The organism is Gemmobacter sp. LW-1 (assembly GCF_001303875.1).
Lineage (GTDB): Bacteria > Pseudomonadota > Alphaproteobacteria > Rhodobacterales > Rhodobacteraceae > Gemmobacter > Gemmobacter caeni.
Map to the genome: position 1 here is coordinate 7,501 of NZ_LJSC01000055.1, position 20,520 is coordinate 28,020.

At 62.6% G+C, this 20,520-nt stretch carries 18 protein-coding genes (1 of these 18 only partly in view); 5 read left to right on the forward strand and 13 right to left on the reverse strand.

What is annotated here, in order from left to right:
- The 4 genes in view from sucD to AO684_RS17195 are tightly spaced (at most 24 nt apart) and all read right to left on the reverse strand, a layout consistent with a single transcriptional unit that may run on beyond the window.
- Nucleotides 1-709: the 5' portion of a succinate--CoA ligase subunit alpha gene (gene sucD / locus AO684_RS17180; protein ID WP_054303957.1), read on the reverse strand. 188 nt of this gene lie to the left of the window's left edge; only the first 709 of its 897 coding nucleotides appear in the window; it begins with the start codon at nt 707-709; the stop codon falls past the left edge of the window.
- An 11-nt stretch (nt 710-720) separates the two neighbouring features.
- Nucleotides 721-1,893, reverse strand: coding sequence for a malate--CoA ligase subunit beta (locus tag AO684_RS17185; protein WP_054303958.1), 1,173 nt, complete (start codon nt 1,891-1,893; stop codon nt 721-723).
- Nucleotides 1,894-1,906: 13 nt separating this feature from the next.
- Nucleotides 1,907-2,845: a CoA ester lyase gene (locus tag AO684_RS17190; protein ID WP_054303959.1), complete on the reverse strand. Its 939-nt coding sequence runs from the start codon at nt 2,843-2,845 to the stop codon at nt 1,907-1,909.
- A gap of 24 nt (nt 2,846-2,869) precedes the next feature.
- Complete coding sequence (locus AO684_RS17195; protein ID WP_054303960.1) at nt 2,870-4,069, reverse strand: alanine--glyoxylate aminotransferase family protein; 1,200 nt, start codon at nt 4,067-4,069, stop codon at nt 2,870-2,872.
- 148 nt (nt 4,070-4,217) lie between these two features.
- Here AO684_RS17195 and AO684_RS17200 point away from each other — a divergent pair, with 148 nt between their 5' ends.
- Nucleotides 4,218-5,615, forward strand: a complete 1,398-nt coding sequence (locus AO684_RS17200) for a short-chain fatty acyl-CoA regulator family protein (RefSeq protein ID WP_054303961.1) — start codon at nt 4,218-4,220, stop codon at nt 5,613-5,615.
- A gap of 1 nt (nt 5,616) precedes the next feature.
- On the opposite strand, the gene AO684_RS17205 is transcribed toward AO684_RS17200, so the two are convergent.
- From AO684_RS17205 to fliL, 5 genes are read right to left on the reverse strand one after another with little or no spacing between them, the layout of a single operon-like run.
- Complete coding sequence (locus AO684_RS17205; protein WP_054303962.1) at nt 5,617-7,704, reverse strand: hypothetical protein; 2,088 nt, start codon at nt 7,702-7,704, stop codon at nt 5,617-5,619.
- Nucleotides 7,704-8,573: a flagellar motor stator protein MotA gene (motA, locus tag AO684_RS17210; RefSeq protein ID WP_054303963.1), complete on the reverse strand. Its 870-nt coding sequence runs from the start codon at nt 8,571-8,573 to the stop codon at nt 7,704-7,706. Before motA ends, AO684_RS17205 begins: the two co-directional genes overlap by 1 nt.
- Before the next feature lie 59 nt (nt 8,574-8,632).
- The gene (locus AO684_RS17215) at nt 8,633-9,196 is read right to left on the reverse strand and encodes a MotE family protein (protein WP_054303964.1); all 564 of its coding nucleotides are present in this window, start codon (nt 9,194-9,196) and stop codon (nt 8,633-8,635) included.
- Complete coding sequence (locus AO684_RS17220) at nt 9,193-9,561, reverse strand: hypothetical protein (protein WP_054303965.1); 369 nt, start codon at nt 9,559-9,561, stop codon at nt 9,193-9,195. Before AO684_RS17220 ends, AO684_RS17215 begins: the two co-directional genes overlap by 4 nt.
- 8 nt (nt 9,562-9,569) lie before the next feature.
- A complete protein-coding gene (gene fliL / locus AO684_RS17225; protein ID WP_054303966.1) occupies nt 9,570-10,049 on the reverse strand; it encodes a flagellar basal body-associated protein FliL in 480 nt (159 codons plus the stop codon).
- A gap of 120 nt (nt 10,050-10,169) precedes the next feature.
- Here fliL and fliF point away from each other — a divergent pair, with 120 nt between their 5' ends.
- From fliF to fliP, 4 genes are read left to right on the forward strand one after another with little or no spacing between them, the layout of a single operon-like run.
- Complete coding sequence (gene fliF / locus AO684_RS17230) at nt 10,170-11,771, forward strand: flagellar basal-body MS-ring/collar protein FliF (RefSeq protein ID WP_152968458.1); 1,602 nt, start codon at nt 10,170-10,172, stop codon at nt 11,769-11,771.
- On the forward strand, nt 11,768-12,355 hold the full coding sequence (locus AO684_RS17235; RefSeq protein ID WP_054303968.1) for a hypothetical protein: 588 nt from the start codon (nt 11,768-11,770) through the stop codon (nt 12,353-12,355). Before fliF ends, AO684_RS17235 begins: the two co-directional genes overlap by 4 nt.
- Nucleotides 12,352-12,621 (forward strand): FliM/FliN family flagellar motor C-terminal domain-containing protein, encoded by a 270-nt coding sequence (locus AO684_RS17240; protein ID WP_054303969.1) that lies wholly within the window; start codon nt 12,352-12,354, stop codon nt 12,619-12,621. Before AO684_RS17235 ends, AO684_RS17240 begins: the two co-directional genes overlap by 4 nt.
- Complete coding sequence (gene fliP, locus AO684_RS17245) at nt 12,621-13,337, forward strand: flagellar type III secretion system pore protein FliP (RefSeq protein WP_054303970.1); 717 nt, start codon at nt 12,621-12,623, stop codon at nt 13,335-13,337. The genes AO684_RS17240 and fliP overlap by 1 nt, the downstream gene beginning before the upstream one ends.
- On the opposite strand, the gene AO684_RS17250 is transcribed toward fliP, so the two are convergent.
- The 4 genes from AO684_RS17250 to AO684_RS17265 form a co-directional block, all read right to left on the reverse strand.
- Nucleotides 13,334-14,515 carry an HlyD family efflux transporter periplasmic adaptor subunit gene (locus AO684_RS17250; RefSeq protein ID WP_054303971.1) on the reverse strand — a complete coding sequence of 394 codons (1,182 nt, stop codon included), beginning with the start codon at nt 14,513-14,515 and terminating at the stop codon, nt 13,334-13,336. The two genes, fliP and AO684_RS17250, sit on opposite strands and share 4 nt — an antisense overlap.
- The gene (locus AO684_RS17255; protein WP_054303972.1) at nt 14,512-16,716 is read right to left on the reverse strand and encodes an ATP-binding cassette domain-containing protein; all 2,205 of its coding nucleotides are present in this window, start codon (nt 16,714-16,716) and stop codon (nt 14,512-14,514) included. The genes AO684_RS17250 and AO684_RS17255 overlap by 4 nt, the downstream gene beginning before the upstream one ends.
- Nucleotides 16,713-17,906: a TolC family protein gene (locus tag AO684_RS17260; RefSeq protein WP_161806026.1), complete on the reverse strand. Its 1,194-nt coding sequence runs from the start codon at nt 17,904-17,906 to the stop codon at nt 16,713-16,715. The genes AO684_RS17255 and AO684_RS17260 overlap by 4 nt, the downstream gene beginning before the upstream one ends.
- Nucleotides 17,907-18,075: 169 nt before the next feature.
- A partial coding sequence (locus AO684_RS17265; protein WP_054303974.1) for an Ig-like domain-containing protein occupies nt 18,076-20,520 on the reverse strand: 2,445 nt, incomplete at its 5' end.

Below are 20,520 nucleotides of genomic sequence, written 5' to 3' on the forward strand. Positions count from 1 at the left end.
AGGCCACCACCGGCTTCGACATATGTTCCCGCACCCAGGCGGCGGCCTCCGCCTCCTGCGGGCCACCGATCTCACCGATCATTACGACGGCATCGGTCTCGGGATCGGCCTCGAACAGTTGCAGGATGTCGCGGAAGCTTGACCCGTTCACCGGATCGCCGCCAATACCGACCGAGGTGGAAACGCCGATGCCCAGCGCCTTCATCTGGCTGGCAGCCTCATAGCCCAGCGTGCCGGAACGACCGACAATGCCTACCCGACCCGGCATGTAGATATGCGGCGGCATGATGCCCATGAAGCCGCGACCGGGCGAGATGATGCCCGCGCAGTTCGGCCCGATCAGCCGCATCTTGCGGTTTTCGGGATAGCGGCGCAGGAAGCGTTTCACCTGCATCATGTCCTGAGCTGGGATGCCGTCGGTCACGCAGACGGCGGTCTTGATGCCTGCATCCGCCGCCTCCATGATCGCATCGGCCGCGAAGGGCGGCGGCACGAAGACGAGGCTTGCCTCGGCCCCCGTCGCATCCACCGCCTCGCGCACGGTGTTGAACAGTGGCCGGTCGAGGAAAGTCTCTCCGCCCTTGCCGGGCACCACGCCACCCACCACATTGGTGTTGTTCTTGATCATGTCAGCGCTGTGGAACTGGCCGATGCGGCCCGACATGCCCTGAACGATGACCTTGGTCGTTTCGTTGATCAGAATGGTCATACTTTCCTCCCTCAGGCGGCGCGTTTCTGGCGCAGGCCAACGGCGATGTCGGCCGCTTCGGCAAGCGTGTCAGCGGTGTGCAGCGGAAGCCCGCTTTCGGCGAGGATGCGCTGGCCTTCCTCGACATTGGTTCCGGCAAGGCGCACCACGACCGGGATGGTCATGCCGACCTCGCGGTAGGCTTTCACCACCCCCTCGGCCACCCAGTCGCAGCGGTTGATGCCCGCGAAGATGTTCACGAGGATCACCTGCACATTGCGATCAGTCAGCACGGTGCGGAAGGCGCGGACCACCCGCTCCGGGCTGGCGCCACCGCCGATGTCGAGGAAGTTGGCAGGCTCGCCCCCGGCCAGCTTGATCATGTCCATCGTGGCCATGGCCAGACCGGCGCCGTTGATGATGCAGCCGATGTCGCCATCGAGCCCGACATAGGCCAGACCATAATCGCCGGCCATGCTTTCGCGCGGGTCTTCCTGGCTGCGGTCACGCAGTTCGGCGACCTCGGGGCGACGATAGAGCGCGTTGGTGTCAAAGCTCATCTTCGCGTCCAGCGCCACCAGATCGCCCGAGCCGTTGATGATCAGCGGATTGATTTCGACCATCGTGGCGTCAAGCTCGCGGTAGGCACGGTGGCAGGCCGTCAGCACATTGACCATCTGCGCGATCTGACCACCGCGCAGGCCCAACGAGAAGGCAAGCTCCCGCGCCTGGAACGGCACCAGACCCACCGCCGGGTCGATGACCATGCGGCGCAGCGAATCCGCGTCGCTTTCCGCCAGATCCTCGATCTCCATCCCGCCATGAGCGGAGGCAACAATCATGATGCGTTCGGATTTCCGGTCCAGCACGAAGCCAAGATACAGCTCCTGCCGGATCTCGGACGCCGCCTCGACCCAAAGCCGATAGACCCCCTTGCCATTCGCATCGGTCTGCTTTGTCACCAACTGGCGACCGAACAGGGTTTGCGCGTAGTCCTGCACTTCCTCGGGGCTGCGGCATAGCTTCACCCCCCCCGCCTCGCCCCGGCCACCCGAGTGGATCTGCGCCTTCACCACCCAGGCGCTGCCGCCCAGTTCGCGCGCGCGGTAGCCTGCCTGTTCCGGGCTGTAAGCCAGGCCACCGCGCGGGACCGGCACGCCGAAGCCTGCCAGAATTTCCTTCGCCTGATATTCGTGAATATCCATTTATATTCCTCCCTCAGCGTGCGGCGATGGCGTCGGCCAGAACGATGACGTTGCGCGCCATGCGTTCCGAGGCCGCGTCGATCATCTTGCCGTCCAGCGAGGCGGCGCCGCGCCCTTCGGATTCCGCCTTGCGCAATTCGTCGATGATGCGACGGGCGCGGGTGACTTCGGTATCCGGCGGCGAGAAGACCTCGTTCGCCAGCGTGACCTGCGAGGGGTGGATGGCCCATTTGCCATCGCAGCCCAGCGCGGCGGCGCGACGCGCGCCCTCCTTATACCCTTCGGGATCGCTGAAATCGCCGAACGGCCCGTCAATGGCGCGCAGGCCATAGGCGCGGCAGGCAACCACCATGCGGCTGATCGCCGAATGCCACTGATCGCCGGGGTAATGCGGGTTCAGACCACCGATGTTGGTGGTGCGCGCCCTGAGGCTCGCCGCGTAATCTGCCACGCCGAAGTGCAGCGCCTCCAGCCGGCCACCGAACTGCGCGATGGCCTCGACATTCGCCATGCCCAGCGCGGTTTCGATCAGCGCCTCAAGGCCCACGCGGGTCTGATAGCCCTTCGCCATCTCGATCTGGTTCACCATGGCCTCGACCATATACAGATCGCCGGTCACGCCGACCTTGGGCACCAGAAGCGTGTGCACGCGGTCGCCCGCCTGCTCCATCACATCAACGACGTCACGATACATGTAGTGCGTATCCAGTCCGTTGATGCGGACAGAAACGGTCTTGCCCGCCGCCGCCCAGTCGATGTCGTTCAGCGCCTGAATCGCATTCTTGCGGGCCTGTTCCTTTTCCGGCGGTGCCACCGCATCCTCAAGGTCAAGGAAGATGTAATCCGCCGGGCCAGTCGCGGCCTTGTCGATCATGGTGGGGTTGGACGCCGGGACGGCAAGTTCCGAGCGCTGCAGGCGTTGGCGCCGCAGCGGGTGCAAAGTGTGGCTCATATGTCTGTCCTGTTTATCCGGAGATCATTCGGCGGCCAGCCGCAGCTCGGGCTGGGCGGGGCGCATCAGGTAAACTTCCTGGGCAGCGGCAACGCCCGAACCCAGCTTGATCCGGGCACCGGCCTCGACCAGTGCCATTTCGGCGATGGAGATGGCGGTGAGGCACATCCCTTCATTCAGATCGCCCAGATGGCCGATGCGGAAGGCCTTGCCGTTCAGTGGGCCAAGCCCCGACCCGAGCGAGCAGTTGTAGCGCTCATAAGCGATGCGGATGACCTCGCGCGCATCTACTCCTTCAGGCACGCGCACCGCGGTGACGGTATCGGAATAAAGCGTCGGATGTTCGGCGCAGAGGTCCAGCCCCCAGGCCGCCACCGCACGGCGCACACCCGATGCCAGCCGCTTGTGCCGCGCATGAATGTTCGGCAGCCCTTCTTCCATCATCCGCGTCAGCGCCGCCTTCACGCCATGCAGCAGCGGCACCGGCGGCGTATAGGGGAATGAACCGCCGTCATGCGCGCGCAGCATGTCGGCCAGGTCGAAGAAGGCACGGCGCATGGTGGAACTTTCCATCGCCTTCAGCGCCTTCGGGCTGACCGCGAGCATACCCAGACCCGCCGGGCTCATCAGCCCTTTCTGGCTGCCGGTCACCGCCAGATCGACTCCCCAGTCATCCATGCGGAACGGGATCGAGCCGATCGAGGACACGCCATCGACAAACAGCAGCGCATCATGCAGCGCATCGTCCAGCGCCTTGCGCACGCCCGCCACGTCCGAGGTCACGCCAGTCGCGGTTTCGTTATGGGTGACGAAGATCGCCTTGATCTCGCCATGCCTGTCCGCGCCCAGAATACGGGCGAATTCCTTTACCGGGGCACCCGCACCCCAGGGCAGGTCGATCAGCTGCACCTCAAGCCCCAGCTTCTTCGCCATCTCTGCCCAGAGATGCGAAAACTGGCCATGCCGCGCCATCAGTACCTTGTCGCCGGGGTTCAGTGTATTGGTGATGGCCGCCTCCCAGCAGCCGGTGCCCGAGCCGGGAAACAGGGCCACGCGCCCCTTGGTGGTGCCGTAGACGGTTTTGAGATCGGCGAAGATACTGGCCGTCAAATCCCCAAAATCCGGGGCGCGGTGGTCCTGCATCGGCACGTTCATGGCGCGGCGAACGGTTTCCGGCACATTGGTGGGGCCGGGGATGAAGAGGTGAGAAAGTCCGGTTTTCATGGCAATCCTCCCATTGCTGAGATTATTGATGCCGGGAAATTTCACTGTGGGGAAATGAATCTGCGTTCTGCTGTAAACGCGAGAATTTACATAGTTCATAAATTGTAATATTGTAAAGTTGACGAACCGGAAATTTGTGTGCAACCGTATGCAGAAGACATTCATCGGCCCCCAGCTTCGCCGTTTGCGGCAGGAAAGGGGAGAGACCCAAGCCCAGATGGCAAAGGCGCTCGGCATCAGCGCGTCTTATGTCAACCTTTTGGAAAATAACGAAAGATCTGTTTCCGTCGCGATCCTGTTCCGGCTGATGGACACTTATGGCGTCGACTGGCGGGACATCGCCGAGGATGACAACGCCAATCTTTTGCCCGAGCTGCGCGGCGCTGTGCAGGACCCTCTCTTTGCGCAACTGCGGCCGGATCTGCCGCAACTGCGCGCCGCGCTCATTCACAGCCCGGACCTCGCAGCGGCTTTTCTGCGCCTGCATCGTGCCTATCACGCGATTTCCGACCAGCTTCTTTCAATGACGGAGCTTGCGGGCCAGACCCCGCTGTCCTCACCCGAGGCAGCAGTTCATGACATCTTCCGCAAGAACAGGAACAATTTCCGGGATCTGGAAGAGGCTGCCGAAGCCTTCTGGGGCACGGAACAGGTTGAACGGGATGACATCTATTACGCGCTGAAGCGTCGGCTGCGGGATAGGCTGGGCGTTCGGGTTCGGGTTCTTCCTGTTGAGGACATGCCCTTTTCACTGCGCGATTATAACGTGACGCAGCGCGAAATTCAGCTTTCCGAAGCGCTGGACCACACAAACCGCATCTTCCAGCTTGTGCACATGTGCGCCCTGCTGGAGCTGGCCCCGCTTCTGGACGGGGTTATCGCCGCGTCGGTGCTGAAAGATCCGCAAGGCGTTGCGCGTCTGCGGGTGGAGCTTGCGAACTATTTCGCCGCCGCAGTCCTGATGCCCTATGATGCCTTTCTGGCAGAGGCGAAGGCCACAAAGTACGACTTCGACCATCTTGCCACCCGATTCGGCGTCAGCTTCGAACAGGCCTGCCACCGCGCAACAACGCTTCAACGCGAGGGCGCACCGGGTGTGCCCTTCTTCTTCCTGCGCATCGACAAGGGCGGCAACGTTGCCAAAAGGTTCAATGCCACCAGTTTTCCGCTGGCAGAACACGGTGGCGCATGCCCGCGGCTGGATGTCCACACCAGTTTCCGCACGCCTGGTCGCATCGTCCCGCAATTTGTGGAAATGCCCGATGGCGGCCGGTTTTTCGTATTCTCACGCACGGTGGAGCGGCCAACATGGGTGCGCCACGCACAGGACAATCGCCTGGCCGTCGCCATGGGGTGTTCCCTCGAACATGTCAGCGAAATCGGCTATGCTGAACCCTTCCTGCTTTCAGGCATCACCATGACACCCGTGGGGATCAACTGCCGCATCTGCCCGCGCAATCATTGCGACCAGCGTGCATATCAGGCTTTGACCCTGCCGGAGCCCGTCAACACCATGCGTCGTGGCGCAACCCGCTTCGAGGCCTGACTCACAACCCGCCCCCGGCGACTGCCGCAAGCAGCTTTTCAAGTGCGGAACGCGACTGGCCGCTTCTTTCAACCAAGCTTCTTGCGTGGGCAAGCGGCTTGTCCGCGAGTTCTTCCACGGGTGAATCGCTGTCAAACGCCGCGGCCTTACGCCAGATTCCCTGATCCTGTTCGGCAACCGCCCGCCAGGACCGGGATACGCGCAGCGCCTGCCGCATCGCTTCATCATCGCCCGCGCGCCGGAATGCCCCCACAGCCTCGGCAGACAACCCCAGTTGCATCAGCATCGCGCCGCGAAGCGCATCAGCCTCTGGCCCTTCCAGCCCCGCCAATCCTCGCAATGCGGCTGCGGCATCCTTGCGCTGCGCTGCCAATCTTGCCGAAAGAAGCCGATCCGATGCGTCCTCAGAAGCGGTACGCCCCTGCGTCGCCCAACTCTCCGCAAGCTCGGGAAGACCCAGGTCCATGAAGCGCGCAACCAGAACAGACCGGGTTTTGGCCGGCAGCTCCGCAGGGGCGCCGGAGGCATCGCTTGCCAGCATCAGCAAATCAGAGCTCCCTGCGCGCTCCGCCAGAATATCCCAGACAATCAGCCGCGTCTGATTGTCTGCCGCCGCCGCAAAGCCGCGCGAGAACTGTCCGTTCAGCGCAAGCGCAACAGCAAGGGCGTGATGAAGCCTTTGGTCGTCCGGCTGACCCCGGTATTGCTGCGCAAGAATTTCCAGATCCTGCACAAGCCCGGCCTCGACCGGCGCGCTTGCTTTCCAGGCAATATCGACCAGCGCGATCAGGGCTGCGGGTTCCAGTTCATCATGCCCGGACGCGATGTTGCGAAAAGATCTCTCGGCTTCGCGGGGCGCTTCCTCTGCCGCGATGGATGCGTCAAGCGCACGCACAGCCGAACTCGCCGACGGGCTACCGCGTGCCATGACATCCCTGATTTTTCGGACCATTTCGGCATCCCTGTTTTGCCGGAAACGCTCTGCAAGACCCGGACCCAGGGATTCACGCAGGGCAAGTGGCAGTCGGGAAAAGCCCATATAAATGGCATCTCGATTGACCCGCTCGCCCGGGCGAAGCGAGGGACGCGCCAGCACCGACCAGAGCGCGGCAGGCGAGTCACAGCCTTCCATGCCGGTAAACGGGTTCCTTTCCGGCCTCTCGCCATCCAACAGGCGCGCGAGGGCAAGCAGAATCGGGATATCTTTCAAGCCTTGGGGAAAGGTATTGGCCAACTGTGCAGCTTCGGCCCCGAAACCCATCGCAATATATCTCCGCGCCGCCATCGCGACAGCCTCGGGCTGCGGCTCGTCGAACTCTCCGACAAGGTCTTGCCTCAATGCGGAAAACTGCCCGAAAATCGGCGCTTCATCCGACCATTCCGGAAGAAGGAGGCTGTCCTCTCCGAGGCACGCACCGTCTTGCGGCGACTTTTCCGCATTTTCCGAGATATGTGTTTCCAACCCCTCCGGCGGTTTGACCCTCACATGTTCGGATTGTGGGGTGGAAACTTGCTCCACAGCCCTGGGTCGGGCGATCCTGGGGGTGCTCAGATCAACCAAACTTTGGGTCGCCGCTGCGCCAATGCCCTCGGCTATGGTCTTTCGCATGCCGACAAGGGCAAGATCATCCAGAAGCGGCAATGATCCGCTCTCTGCTTCTTGGGAGGAGGGCGGTAAACCCGGTATCACGGGGTTGTCGATCAGCAAAGGCATCTCGAAGGGTGAGTCCTTCCGGGGGGAGCCAGATTTCAGGTCGATCACGATAATCCCTGGTCGAAACTCGAATGCTTCGGCATGACAATCACAGGCCATGGCGATCCTGAGTCTGCCAAAGGCCGCAACATCAACCCCGGCCAGCCTTGTCTTAGGTATCCGGCGGAATGTCTGTGACAAATCGAAGGTCAAGCCCGGTTTGCTGATCTGAAGCAGATATCCATCCTCCAGCCGCCCCAGTTTCCAGGTTGCGGGCTCCCCGACAGACACAACAAGGCGTGAAAAACCATCGTGCTCTCCCGAAGTGACCCGCGCAATTTCGGCGCAGATCGGGCTCGGCAGGAAGAGCAACAGAAGAACCAGAAAGCGCCCCATCACGCGGCTTCCTGCTTCAGGGAGCGCAGTGCTTCTTCCAGCTCTACAAAACTCGGTCGCAAGTTATGCGGCGTATTCTGCCTGCCGACCTCAATGCAGATATTGGCCGGATGGTTGTAGAGGTTGGCGACCAGAACTTCGCGGATCAACTGGTAGAAATGCGCATCGTCCTCCACCACGGCCTTCACGCGGGTGGCAAAGGGACCGACTATCCCATAAGCCAGAAAAACCCCCAGAAATGTTCCCACAAGCGCGCCCCCGATCATCTTGCCCAGCACCTCCGGCGGCTGGTCAATCGCGCCCATGGTCTTGATAACCCCCAGCACCGCAGCAACGATCCCCAGGGCGGGCAAGGCATCGGCAACGGATTGCAGGGCATGGCTGGAATGCAGGGCGTGATGCCGTGCGGTATCCATCCGCTTGTCGAGCACCTCTTCCACCTGATGCGGGTCGTCATAGTTCATGGAAGCGGCACGCAGCGTGTCGCAGATCAGGTCGAGCGCCTCATGATCTGCCCGGATGCGCGGGTACCGCGCGAAGATCGCCGACTCTTCCGGTTTTTCTATATGTTCTTCCAGCGCCACCGGATTCGAACGGGCAATGCGAATAAGCTCGAACAGCAGGCACAGCAGATCACGGTAGTCCCCCGGCCGCCACTTCGGCCCTTTGAACACCTTGGCGATATCCTTCATCGCGTGTTTGACCGCAGTCAGATCATTTGACAGCAGAAACGCGCCCAGTGCGGCACCCCCGATCATGATCATCTCGAAAGGCAGGGATTTGAGAATGATCCCCAGCTTGCCGCCGGCAAGAATGTACCCGCCGAACACCATGACGAAGATTATGACAATACCGACGAGGCCGAACATCGGCACCTCCTTCCCGCTGCATCTCCAACGATCTTTCCGTGTGGCAGGTTAAGATTCCCTCACTCCCTTGGTGCATTCGCGTTGCGACCCGCGATCAGCACGCTCATCGCATAGGCCGTATCCGGCGGCATTCCGGCGAGGATTGCCGCAGCAGCCTGCGGCTGCATCCTTCCAAGGAAACCTGCGGCAAACTGCGGGTCCATCCCGGCAAAGATCGCTGCGGCCTCTTTGGGCTTCATGGCCTGATAGACCTCGGTCAGTTGCGTAAGATCCCGCTCTGCCGCACCGTCGGCGAGCGAAAGCGTTGCGCGAAGACGATCCTCGGCCGTCGCGAGCTCGGCCAGCCGTCTGGTCACAACATCCTCAGCAAGTGCAAGCGCTGCGGTCTTTTCAGCCAGTGCTGCTTCCTGCACCCTGACCCTTTGTTCCCGCAGAGAAAGCGCCTCGACCAGAGCGGCGGGCGGCGTGGGGCAGTTCAGCGGAACCGCCGCCGGGCCTGTCTCCTCCGATGCGGCCAGTGCCTGACCGACGTTGGTGCCGATCCGCAGTGATGCGCTTGCCAGAAGCAGGACCGACAGCAGATAGAGCGCGCCACGTCCGGGCCGACGCACCATCCTGCTCATATTCCGGTCTCCGCTTCATCGCGGCCATTCCGCCGACGCACGAACCGCAATCGCCGGTCCCCCGCATCATCGTCGGCCCGCTCCGGCAGATCGTGCAGCGAGGCCAGCATGACCTCCAGTCGCGCGGCGGCGGTTTCGGCGCGCAAGGTCAGTGATTCCAGCGTCGCGGCAGAGCCGGTTGCGGCGGCCTGCGCCCTGGCCAAAGCGCGGGTCATATCGTCGACCTGTGCCGAAAGAACGGCAATCGCACCACCCATTCCGGATTCAAGTGTCGAGAACCGTTTCAGCCGTGCCGAAAGCACATAGCAGTAGAACGCGACGCCAAACGTTCCCGCAACCATCAGAATATCTGCGACAAATGTCATGACTGCCCTCAGTTCAGAACAAATTCGGTGACAAGCAGGTCGCGCACGCGCCCCTCGCCTGTGACCACCTGAATGCGGCGCAGAAGCTGCGCCCTGATCTTCAGAAGGGCACTGGGGTTCTGCAATTCGGCCACTTCGACGGCCCGCAGATAGGAATTGATGACATCCAGAATCCGGGGCATCAGGTTGGCAACCTCGGCCGTATAGATGGGCGAAACCTCCAGCTGCGATCCGAACTTGAGATGCTGGTTGTTTCCTGCGGCACCAAGGGACATCACCACCGTATCGACCGGCACAAAAGCGAGATCGGGCAGGTTTTCTGCCGGAGGTTCCACCTCGGCCGAATGGCCAGGCAGGGGGATCAAACCGCTGTAGGTGCCATAAAACCCGCCCGCTGCAAGCAGCAAGGCGAGAATGCCCCCCACCAGCAGAGGCTTTTTGGAAGCTTTTTTCGACGCCGCTTCCTGCGGCTCTTGCGTGTCTGCCATGGCTCTCTCCGCAACCTTTCGGGAAAAAGCTATAACGCCAAGGTCACTAACCGATTGTTAAGCCCGATCCCGCATGAGTCGTCTGAACGGGGGCAGATGCCCGCACGGCGGAGACGGCGCATGCAGAATCTGATTTCGCTTTGGTCGCAGATGAATCTGCGCAGACGAGTCACGGTGATCGGGGTAACGCTGGCCGTATTTCTTCTGGTTTTCGCCATGTCGCAGATCGCCGGGCGCACGGAATATGCCCTTCTCTACTCCGGGCTGGAGCCTCAGGCGGCAGGCGAAATCGTTGCGGCGCTGGAACAGCGCGGTATCGCCTATGAGGTGCGCGGCAACGCCATTCAGGTCGATGCCGCGCGCCGGGATACGATTCGCATGACCCTTGCTGCCGAAGGCCTGCCCGCTGCGGGGGGCGCAGGCTATGAGCTTCTGGATGGTATGTCCGGTTTTGGCACCACTTCGCAGATGTTTGATGCCGCCTATTGGCGAGCGAAGGAGGGTGAGCTGGCCCGAACCATTCTGGCCAACCCGGCGATTCGCAACGCGAGGGTTCATATCGCCCAGTCTGCTGCGCAACCCTTTCGCAAATCTGCGCCGCCCACTGCTTCGGTCACCGTCACCACAGCTTCAGGGACAGTTTCAGCCGAACAGGCAAAGGCTCTGCGCCATCTGGTTGCGGCCGCAGTCAGCGGAATGCGGCCGGAAGATGTTGCTGTCATCGACAGCGTGGGCGGTCTGGTTCCGCCAGACTCCGACCCCGCCACGAATGCCGCGGCTTCTGACCGGGAAACTGCCTTGCGCCAGAATATCGAGCGTCTTCTTGAAGCCCGCGTCGGACCGGGGAACGCCGTAGTCGAACTGTCGCTGGATCTGGTCACCGATCAGGAGCAGATCACCGAGCACAAATTCGATCCGCAAGGCCGGGTGGCGATCTCGACCGATACGACCGAGAAATCGGGCACCAATCGTGAGGCCAATCAGGATGTCACGGTCGCTTCCAACCTTCCCGAAGGGAATGCCGGACAGAATGGCGGCAGTCAAAGCCAGAGCAGCGAAACACGCGAAAGGGTGAACTTCGAGGTTTCGGAAACCCGGCGCGAGCTGGTCCGGGGTCCGGGCACCATTCGAAGACTCACCATCGCCGTTCTGGTGAACGGCCTGCCAAGCCTCGGGCAGGATGGAAGCACAAGCTGGCAGCCCCGACCCGAGACGGAGCTTGCCGATCTGCGCGAACTCGTTGCTTCCGCCTCAGGGCTCGACACGTCGCGTGGTGATGTCCTGACCCTGAAATCCCTGTCTTTCGAGTCGTTTGCGCCGCAGGGCACTTTGGCCGAGGCGAGCTGGCTGCCGCCGCTTGACATGATGCGGCTTGTCCAGATTGGTGCGCTTGCACTTGTGACGCTGGTGCTTGGGATTTTTGTTCTGCGTCCCCTGCTGACCGGCGCCAGGCAGATCCCCGGCTCGGATACCCCCCTTCTGCCCGCAACAGGCACCGGTATACTGCCTGTCCCCGCGGGCATGACCGAAAGTCCGCGCGTGGTTTCGGGCGAGATTGACGATATCGGCGATATTTCCGGCTTCGCCGATATCCCCGGCGAGAGTGTCGACCTTCCTGATGATCCGGTCGACAGGCTTCGTCGACTGATCGAGGCACGTCAGGCCGAATCCGTGCAGATCCTGCGCGGCTGGCTGGAAGAGCCGGAAGAGAGGGCATCATGACCCTGAAGCTTGAAGTCTTCGAGTCGCGGGAAGAATCCGAGGCAGCGACACCTCCGCGTGCCTCGGTTGCCGAGGAAGAGCGGCTTGCAGCCTATGAACAGGGATATTCCGCCGGCTGGGAAGATGCCGCGAATGCCGCGAGTCAGGAGCAGGGCCGGATGACGGCCGACCTTGCCCGCAGCATTCAGGCGCTTGGCTTCACATTTCATGATGCGCGGATGCATGTGCTGAAGGCCCTGGCGCCGCTGATGCAGGAAATCGCCTGCCGCCTGCTGCCCGGGGTCGCCCGCGAGGCACTTGCGCCAACAGTGCTCGAAACCCTGATGCCCCTGGCGGAGGAACTGGCGGAGGCACCTGTGGAGCTCGTGCTCAATCCTGCCGCGCGCGCGCCGGTGGAGATCCTGCTTGGCCAGGCAACAGGGCTTCCACTTCGTCTGGTCGAGGAGCCGACCCTGAGTGAGGGGCAGGTCTATCTGCGCCTCGGGGAAACAGAAGCGCAGATAGACCTTGATCGCGCGACCAGCGAACTGACCGCAGCGGTTCGCAATTTCTTTGGATTGTCAGAACAGGATCGCACAGCATGAACGACACGGCAGATGGCAACCCTTTCGGGCAGGTGCCCATAGAAATCGTGATTTCCGTGGGCAAGGCTCGGCCACGCATCCGGGATCTTCTGAAACTCCAGCGTGATGCGGTCCTGCCGCTCGACCGCCGCGTGGACGATCCGGTGGAACTTTACGTTGGCGACCGGCTCATCGCGCGGGGCGAGTTGCAGGAGATGGAGGGTGATCAGGCCGGGCAACTGGCGGTTCGCCTGACCGAAGTCGCCAATCTGCGTGGCGAGCTGTAATGCGGGGAACCCTTTTGACTGGCACTCTGCTGCTGCTTGCCGGCCCGGTAGCGGCGCAAAGCCTGACGGTCGATCTGGGCGCGGGGCCGACATTGGGCCTGCGGTCCATGCAACTGATCGCGCTGATCACATTGCTTGGCCTGGTGCCGGGACTTGCAGTCATGGTGACCTGCTTTCCCTTTATCCTGACCGTGCTGTCCATCCTGCGACAGGCGATCGGCCTGCAACAGGCCCCACCCAACATGCTGATGGTCAGCCTCGCCCTGTTCCTGACCTGGTTCGTCATGGACCCCGTTCTGACAGAGGCATGGACCAAAGGCGCAGGCCCGCTGTCACGGGGCGAGATTGAATTGCAGGAGGCGATCCCGCTGACCATCGCGCCCTTCCGCCGCTTCATGGCCGCGCGAACGAACCCCGAGACCTATGCCGAACTCGCCTCGCTGCGCGAGAACGAGCCACCCGAGGTCACAGATGCCGCACTGCCGCTGCTGGTGCCGTCCTTTCTGCTGTCCGAACTGCGCCGCGCCTTTGAAATCGGCTTCATGGTCTTCCTGCCCTTCCTGATCATCGACCTGGTTGTTGCCGCGATCCTGATGTCCATGGGCATGATGATGGTGCCGCCAGCCATCGTTTCCCTGCCCTTCAAGCTGGCATTCTTCGTCGTTGCCGACGGGTGGAGCCTGCTGTCCGGTGCGCTGGTCCGAAGTTACCTTTAACGCTCGCGCAGCGCCTGCTGCGATTTGTAAAGCGGCTTGGTCAGATAGGTCAGAATGGTCTTGCCACCGGTCTGCAATTCCACATCCGCCAGCATGCCGGGCCGGATTTCCAGCGCCTGCTGGCGTTCGGTCAGCTTCGACAGGTCCACCTTTACCGTGACCTTGTAATGCGGGTCGCCATCGGGATTGCGCGAGCGATCATCCTTGAACGTATCGGCAGAGATGAAATCGACCTTTCCCTGAAGCGTGCCATAGATCGTGTAATCATAGGCGGTCAGCTTGATCGTGGCATCCTGATCCTTGCGGACCTGCGCGATATCCTCGGGCTTCACCCGCGCCTCGATGTAAAGCTCGTCCTCCAGCGGAATGATCTGAAGGATTTCCTCGCCCGGGCGGACCACACCGCCGATAGTGGTGATCGACAGTTTGTTGACCACGCCTTTCATCGGCGCCACCAGAACCGTGCGGCGCAACTGGTCTTCCGCGATCTTCAGCTGCTGTTTCAACGAGGTCAGCTTGGCCAGCGTCTCGGAATAGTTGGTGGCGCGATCCAGCTCCATCTGGGTAATCACGTCATTCAGCCGGTTTTCGGCTTCCGACTGCTGCTTGCGCGCATTCGTCACCTCGATCAGCGGCACCACTTCCATCGCAAGCATCTTCTCAAGGATCTCAAGTTCCTTGTTCGCCTGCTTCAGAACCTGCTCGGCGCCTTCTTTCTTGGAAGAGAAGTCGCTTTGCCGGGCCCCGAGAAGTGTGGTTTCCGAGGCCACGATATCCGGCACCCGCGCGGCATACTCCGGTGGCACATCGAAATCCGCGAGGTTCAGCATCTCGGCCTCCAGCCGGAGACGGCGGATTTCCAGTGTCGCAACCTGATCGGTCAGATCGTCCACCTGGGATTGGTATTGCGTGCCGTAAAGGCGGGCCAGAACCTGACCGGGTTTAACGATATCGCCCTCCGACACGTTCAGTTCGGCCAGAATGCCGCCCTCAAGGTTGTTGATGATCTGCGGACGCGACGAGGAAACCACCGTTCCGGGTGCATGCACGATCTCTGCCACCCAGGCGATGGCCGACCACAACAGAAAGACGACAACCGCAAGACCGATCACCCAGATGGTGACTGAGGGGCGGCGGGTGCGTTCGGACAGGTCGTGATCGAAGGCTGCGCTGCTCATGCCTTGCCCCCCTGCGCCTTGGACAGATGCGCCAGCACGGCGTCGCGCGGGCCATCGACGGCCATCTTGCCGTTCTGGAGGATCACCGTGCGTTCCGTCAGTTGCAGGATCGGCACGCGGTGGGTGGCGATGATCGCAGTGCGCCCCTTCAGCCAGCCATGCAACCGGCTGACCAATGTCGCCTCGAGGGTCTGGTCCAGCGCGGCGGTCGGTTCGTCCAGCAACACGACTGACGGGTCTTGCAGCCAGAGTCGCGCCCAGCCGATGCTTTGCCGCTGCCCGACCGAAAGCCCCTCGCCCAGTTCACGGATCTCCAGGTCCAGCCCGCGCGGATGGTTGCGCACGAAGGGGCCAAGACCCGCAAAATCCAGCGCGGCGAAAAGCCGGTCGTCATCGCGTTCCAGTTGGGTGAGGTTCAGGTTGTCGCGCAGGCTGCCCGCAAACAGTCGCACCTCCTGCCCAAGATAGCCGATCCCGCGGCGCAGGTCGCGCGGATGCACCTGCCCCAGATCCACCCCGTCGATCAGGATGCGGCCGCGCGTCGGGTCAAACAGACCCGCCAGCAACCGCAGCAGCGTCGATTTGCCGGAACCATTGGCCCCCAGCACCGCGACGTGCTGGCCAGGCGGAATGGCAATGCCGGGGATATCGACCACGGCGCTGGATTTCTCATCATAGCGGAATTCCACGTTGCGCAGCTCGAACCCGCCTTTGATGCGGTCGCGGCGCAAATAGCTGCGGCCCGCTTCCTCCTGCTGTTCGGCACTGGCGATGCTTTCCAGCCCGTCCAGCGCCGCGCGCACATTGGCCCAGCGCGCCAGCGTGGCAGAAATCTGCGACAGCGGGCCAAGCGTGCGCGAGGTCAGGATACCGATGGCGATGATGGTTCCGACCGTGAAATCGCCGGCAAAAACCTTGTAGGCCCCCACAACCACGGCGCTGACATAGGTCGCCTGCTGCACGCCCTGCGCCCAATAGGTCAGCAGCGACGACATATGCCGCTGTTCCGAAGATTTCAGCGCCGAAAGCGCAGTCAACTCGGCCCAGATGCGAGAAATCCGGTCCTGCGCGCGCTGGGTTGTGACCGTTTCATGTTCATAGACCGCTTCGTAAAGCAGCCGCGCCGCGCGGGTGGAGGCGCCCTGTGTCGCTTGTGTCAGCGCGATCATGCGCTTCTGGAAGAACAGGCCCGGCGCCACCATCAGGATGCCGCCGACCACCAGAATCCATACCAGATTGCCGCCGATCGAGGCGACAAGCAGGAAGAAAATAATCAGGAAGGGCAGATCCGCCAATGTGCCGATGGTGGTGGAGGTAAAGAATTCACGCACCGAAGAGAACTCGCGCATCGCCGAAAAGGTTTGCGACGGCGTGCGTTTTCCGGGTGCGGCGCGCATGTTCAGCAGCCGCTGCATCAGCCGTTCCTGCACCGACAGTTCGATCCGGCGGCCGGTGGTATCCATCAGGGTCGAGCGGGCGACCTTCAGCATGCCCTCAAGCACCACCGCCAGAAAGGCGCCAAGGGCCAGAACCCAGAGTGTGGGCTCTGACTGGTGCGGAATCACCCGGTCGTAGACCTGAAGCGAAAACAGCGCCACGGCGACCGCCAGCAGGTTCGCAACCAGCGAACCGGCCGCAACCTCTGCCAGCTGGCGGCGATACCCCCTGAACTCACCCCAGAACCAGTGCGGACGCGGCGCATCCTCGGCGTGGCGTTGTTCCAGCGCCGCCATCGAAGGCCGTGCACGCAGGAAAGTGCCACCGAACACCGCCGCAAATTCCTCCAGTGCGACTTCGGCACGCTTGTCCGGCAGGGTGGCGTCATAGATCGTCACGCTGTCATCGGATTGCGAAAGCACCAGAACAAGCTGCCCCGAGGACATTTGCGCAAGTGCGGGCCAGAAGGCAGGCTCTGGCGCAGCAGCACGATCAACCCGCGCGACAAGGCCCAGTTCGGTCAGCGCGCGACAAAGGTGATTGAGGTCAGGTGTCGTCCCGGCGTCGGCATGCCGTACCATCGCCTCGGCCAGATCGGCGGCGGAAAGCTCGGCCCCGGTCAGACCCAGATAGATCGTCGCCAGCCGCGCGCGGGCCAGGGCCTTTTCGCCCGGCTTCACGGCGGGATGTGCCGGGGCGGCGGGACGCGGCTGCACCGCACTGCGATTGGCATTCAACTCGAATGCGACGACCCGATCGGTCATAGCTGCGCCCCGCTTACCAGAACCCCGCGGTCGCGGGCGATTTCCAGCCTCCGCAACGCAATTTCATATTTCAGTCCGGCCTGTTCGCGCTGCATCGCGACGAAGGTCTCGAACATGCCCACCAACTCCATCAGCGGGCGGCGGCCCATCTTGTATTGCTGGGTAAAAGTCGCAAGCGTCGCCTCGGTCTGCGCAAGAACAGTCGCGCCCTCGGCCTCCCGTGCCTGCAAGGTGGCAATGTCATGCTGAAGCGAGACAATCCGCCGGTTGGTATCTTCGGCACTTTTGGCAATCCGACGGTCCACCACATCGCCTGTGGATTTCAGCGCCTCAAGCTCGGCCCCGGTGCCAAAGCCAAAGGCATTGTCGGCCCCGATAGAGAGGCCGGACAGCAGGCCATCGTCATTCAGCTTCGCCTCGGCCTTCATCCCCGGAAAATAGCCCGCACGCAGGATATCAGCCTCGGCCAGCGTGCGCGTGCCCTCGGCGCGGGTTTTCAGGACCGCAATCGGCTCTGGTGTGGCGGCATCCGGCGGCAAGGACTGAAGACCCGAAACGGCATCCAGCGGCCGGGACGACATCGCGTTCAGCTCAGCCAGGGTCTGGCTGGCATTGAACCTGTCATCATTGAACCTTGCCCGCATCTCGGCGGTTTTCTGTTCGATGACCCGCTGCTCGGAACGGTCTGACAGGCCGCCATCGGCGCGGATCGTGACGATCCGCTGAAATTCGGCCATGCGGGCCACTGCCGCTTCGGACAGCCGCACGTAATCGCGCGATTGCTGCGTCTTGATATACAGCGACAGGCCATCATAGACGCGCGCATTGGCATCGGCAGCCAGCGAGGCGGCGGCCACTTCGACATCAGCAGCGGAATAGGCCCGTTCGGCCTTCCTTGCGCCGCCGTCGAAAATGGTCTGCTCGATCAGGATGGAAGCGGCGACCGCACCAAGCGAGGTCAGGCTGACGCTCGGCCCGATCTTCGGCAGCCAGTTTTTCGACTTCGCCTCGGACCGCAGCCGCGCCACCCGCAGCTCGGCACGGGCCACACCGGCATTGGCCTCGGTCACGGCCTGCGCGACCTCGGCATAAGGGCCGGAAGGTGGCAGGATCGACTGGCGCGCCAGCAACGCGTCGATGATGTCGGACCGCTGTTTGGCATCCTGCCCGGCGCGACGAAGTTCCGTCATTCCAGCCGGTTGGTCGGGGCGATATCCCGCCCCGAACCCTGATTTGGTTACATCCGGCCCCGGACCGCCCATGCAGCCGGCCAGCGCCAGCACAAGCGTCAGGGCCGGGCCGGGGCGCAAAACCCCGGCGCGAACTGGTTTACACTGCACGGGCATCCTGTGCCCTCCGTCAGATCAACGTCGTATTGATATCGTCGTCGATCAGAACCGAACCGTGCCCGTCGCCCAGCGTGTAAACCGTATAGGTCTGCCCGTCGATCGACTGGGTGCCCGTCGCGGCGAAGTCGCCGCTCAGCTTCACGTCATCGGCCGCATCACCCTTGATCATCATCTGATTGTCCGGCCCGGTCAGGCGGGTCAGGTCATCTGCCGTCAGGGTCATCTGCGCATCCGGTGCCCAGGTCAGGTCCACCGCCGCGAAATCGAAGCCGTGCAGCCCGGCGCGATCAAGATCGACCTCCACCGAATTCGTGGTGTTCACGATCAGCAGCGTGGAGGACGAGTTACCCGCCGCATCCGCATTGTTGATCACCAGATAGCTGCCGTCCGGCACCGTACCGCCAAAGCGGAACTCGGTTTCGTTGAAGGTGGCGTTATCGGTTTCCGTCGCCGAAACATGGCTCACCGCGCCCGAAGCATCCACACGGTCGAATGTGTAGATGTCATCGGTCATCTCGGTATAGAGCGCCCGCATGCCGATGGCATTGCCCAAGGCATCCTTCGTCGGCGTGATCGCGGTGATCTCCGGCGACAGCGGTGCGACCGTATCGACATGGATCGTTTCGGTGAAGAAATCGACGTTGCCGACGCTGTCGGTGGCGCTGACGCGGATGTCGGTATCAATGCCATCCCCGACCGGCAGTTCGCCCGCCGCCAGGGTGACCGACCACTTGCCATCCGCACCGGCATTCACCGTATGGCGCGTGCCGTTCTCCAGCGTCACGGTCACGGTCGAATTGGCCTCGACCGTGCCCTGAACCACAACGCCCTGGGCATATTCGGCGGCATTCACCACGCCATCGCCCGCGATCTCGCCCGAAAGGCCCAGATTGCGCACCAGCGTGTCGACATGCACGGCCTGAGTCAGCGTCTTCGTGTTGCCGATGTGATCGGTCGCCACCATGGTCATCGTCAGGTCATGCTCACCCGCCGGGATCTCGGCCGAGGGCACCCGGACAGACCAGTTGCCGCTGGCATCGACCGTCGCATTGTGCCACGCACCATCGGCCAGCTTGACCACAACGCGCGAGCCGACTTCAACCGTGCCCGAGACGACAAGATCATTGGCCGCTTCCGCGCCATTGATCACATCATCCCCCGCACCGGCGAAGTTCTGCACCTCGGTGTCAATCGAGACCGTATGCGTTGCCGTGTCGGTGTTGCCCGCCGCATCCGTCGTTGTCACGCTGACGACCGAGTCGCGGGTTCCTTCGGCAATCTCGCTGCCGAGGTAGGTCACGCTCCACTGGCCATCGGCGCCCACGGTCGTCGTGCGGGTGATACCCTCGAATGTCACTTCGACCGATGCACCGGCCTCGCCCTCGCCGGTCAGCACGATGCCCGCGCTGCCCGAACGCTCGGCGGCCGAGATGTAGTTATCCCCCATCTGCGGATCGTCGATGCTGAGCGATATTTCGGTATCCACGTCGATGGTGTGGGTCGCGGTGGCGCTGTTGCCCGCCGCATCCACCGCCGTGACCGTGGCCACCGTGCCGCTGTAGGTGCCCGAGGCCACCACACCGGCCGCGAAGCTCGCGGTCCACGACCCATCGGCAGCCACCACCGCATTCACCGTGGTGCCCAGCCATTCAACCGTCACTGTTGCCCCGGCCTGAGCCGAGCCGGTCATGGTGATCGTACCAGCCGCCTCGGCCGCGTTGATCACATCGTCCCCGGCAATGGCGGCATCCGCGAAGGCCACGGTGGTGAAAGTATCCACCACCACGGTTTCATGGATGACCGTCTGGTTGCCCAGCGGATCAGTCGCGGTGATCGTCGCGGCATAGCTGTGCTCACCCGCGGCGATTTCCTCGGTCGAGAAGGTCACAGACCAGTTGCCCTCGGCATCGACCACAGTCGTGTGGGTCGTGCCCTCGATCTCGACTTCGATCGTGGCGCCAGCCTCGCCTTCGCCCCCGATGGTCACGCCATCAAGATATTCGGCGCCGTTCTCAATGTCGCCGACACTTTCCACCCCCGAGGTCGCCGAGACTTCGGGCGGGGTCATGTCGATCACAAAGCTCGGACCGTCAAGCTCATAGGTGAACCCGCCGCCGGTCACGGTGACTTCGGCCCGGAACGAACCGTCCGAGGGGAACGAGCCATCTTCGAAAGTGACACCCCAGGTGCCACTTTCGGTGATCGTGGTGGTCTGCGTCTGATCGCCGACAACTACGGTCACGGTATCGCCCGGCTCGCCGGTGCCGGTCACGACACAGCGCGGTTCCTCGGTGTTGGTCGTCAGAGTGTCGGATGACTCGGGGTGATCGACGGTCGGGGTGGCACGGGTATCGCCGTCACCATCTCCGTCGCCGTCGCCGTCACCATCTCCGTCGCCGTCACCATCTCCGTCGCCGTCACCATCTCCGTCGCCGTCACCATCTCCGTCGCCGTC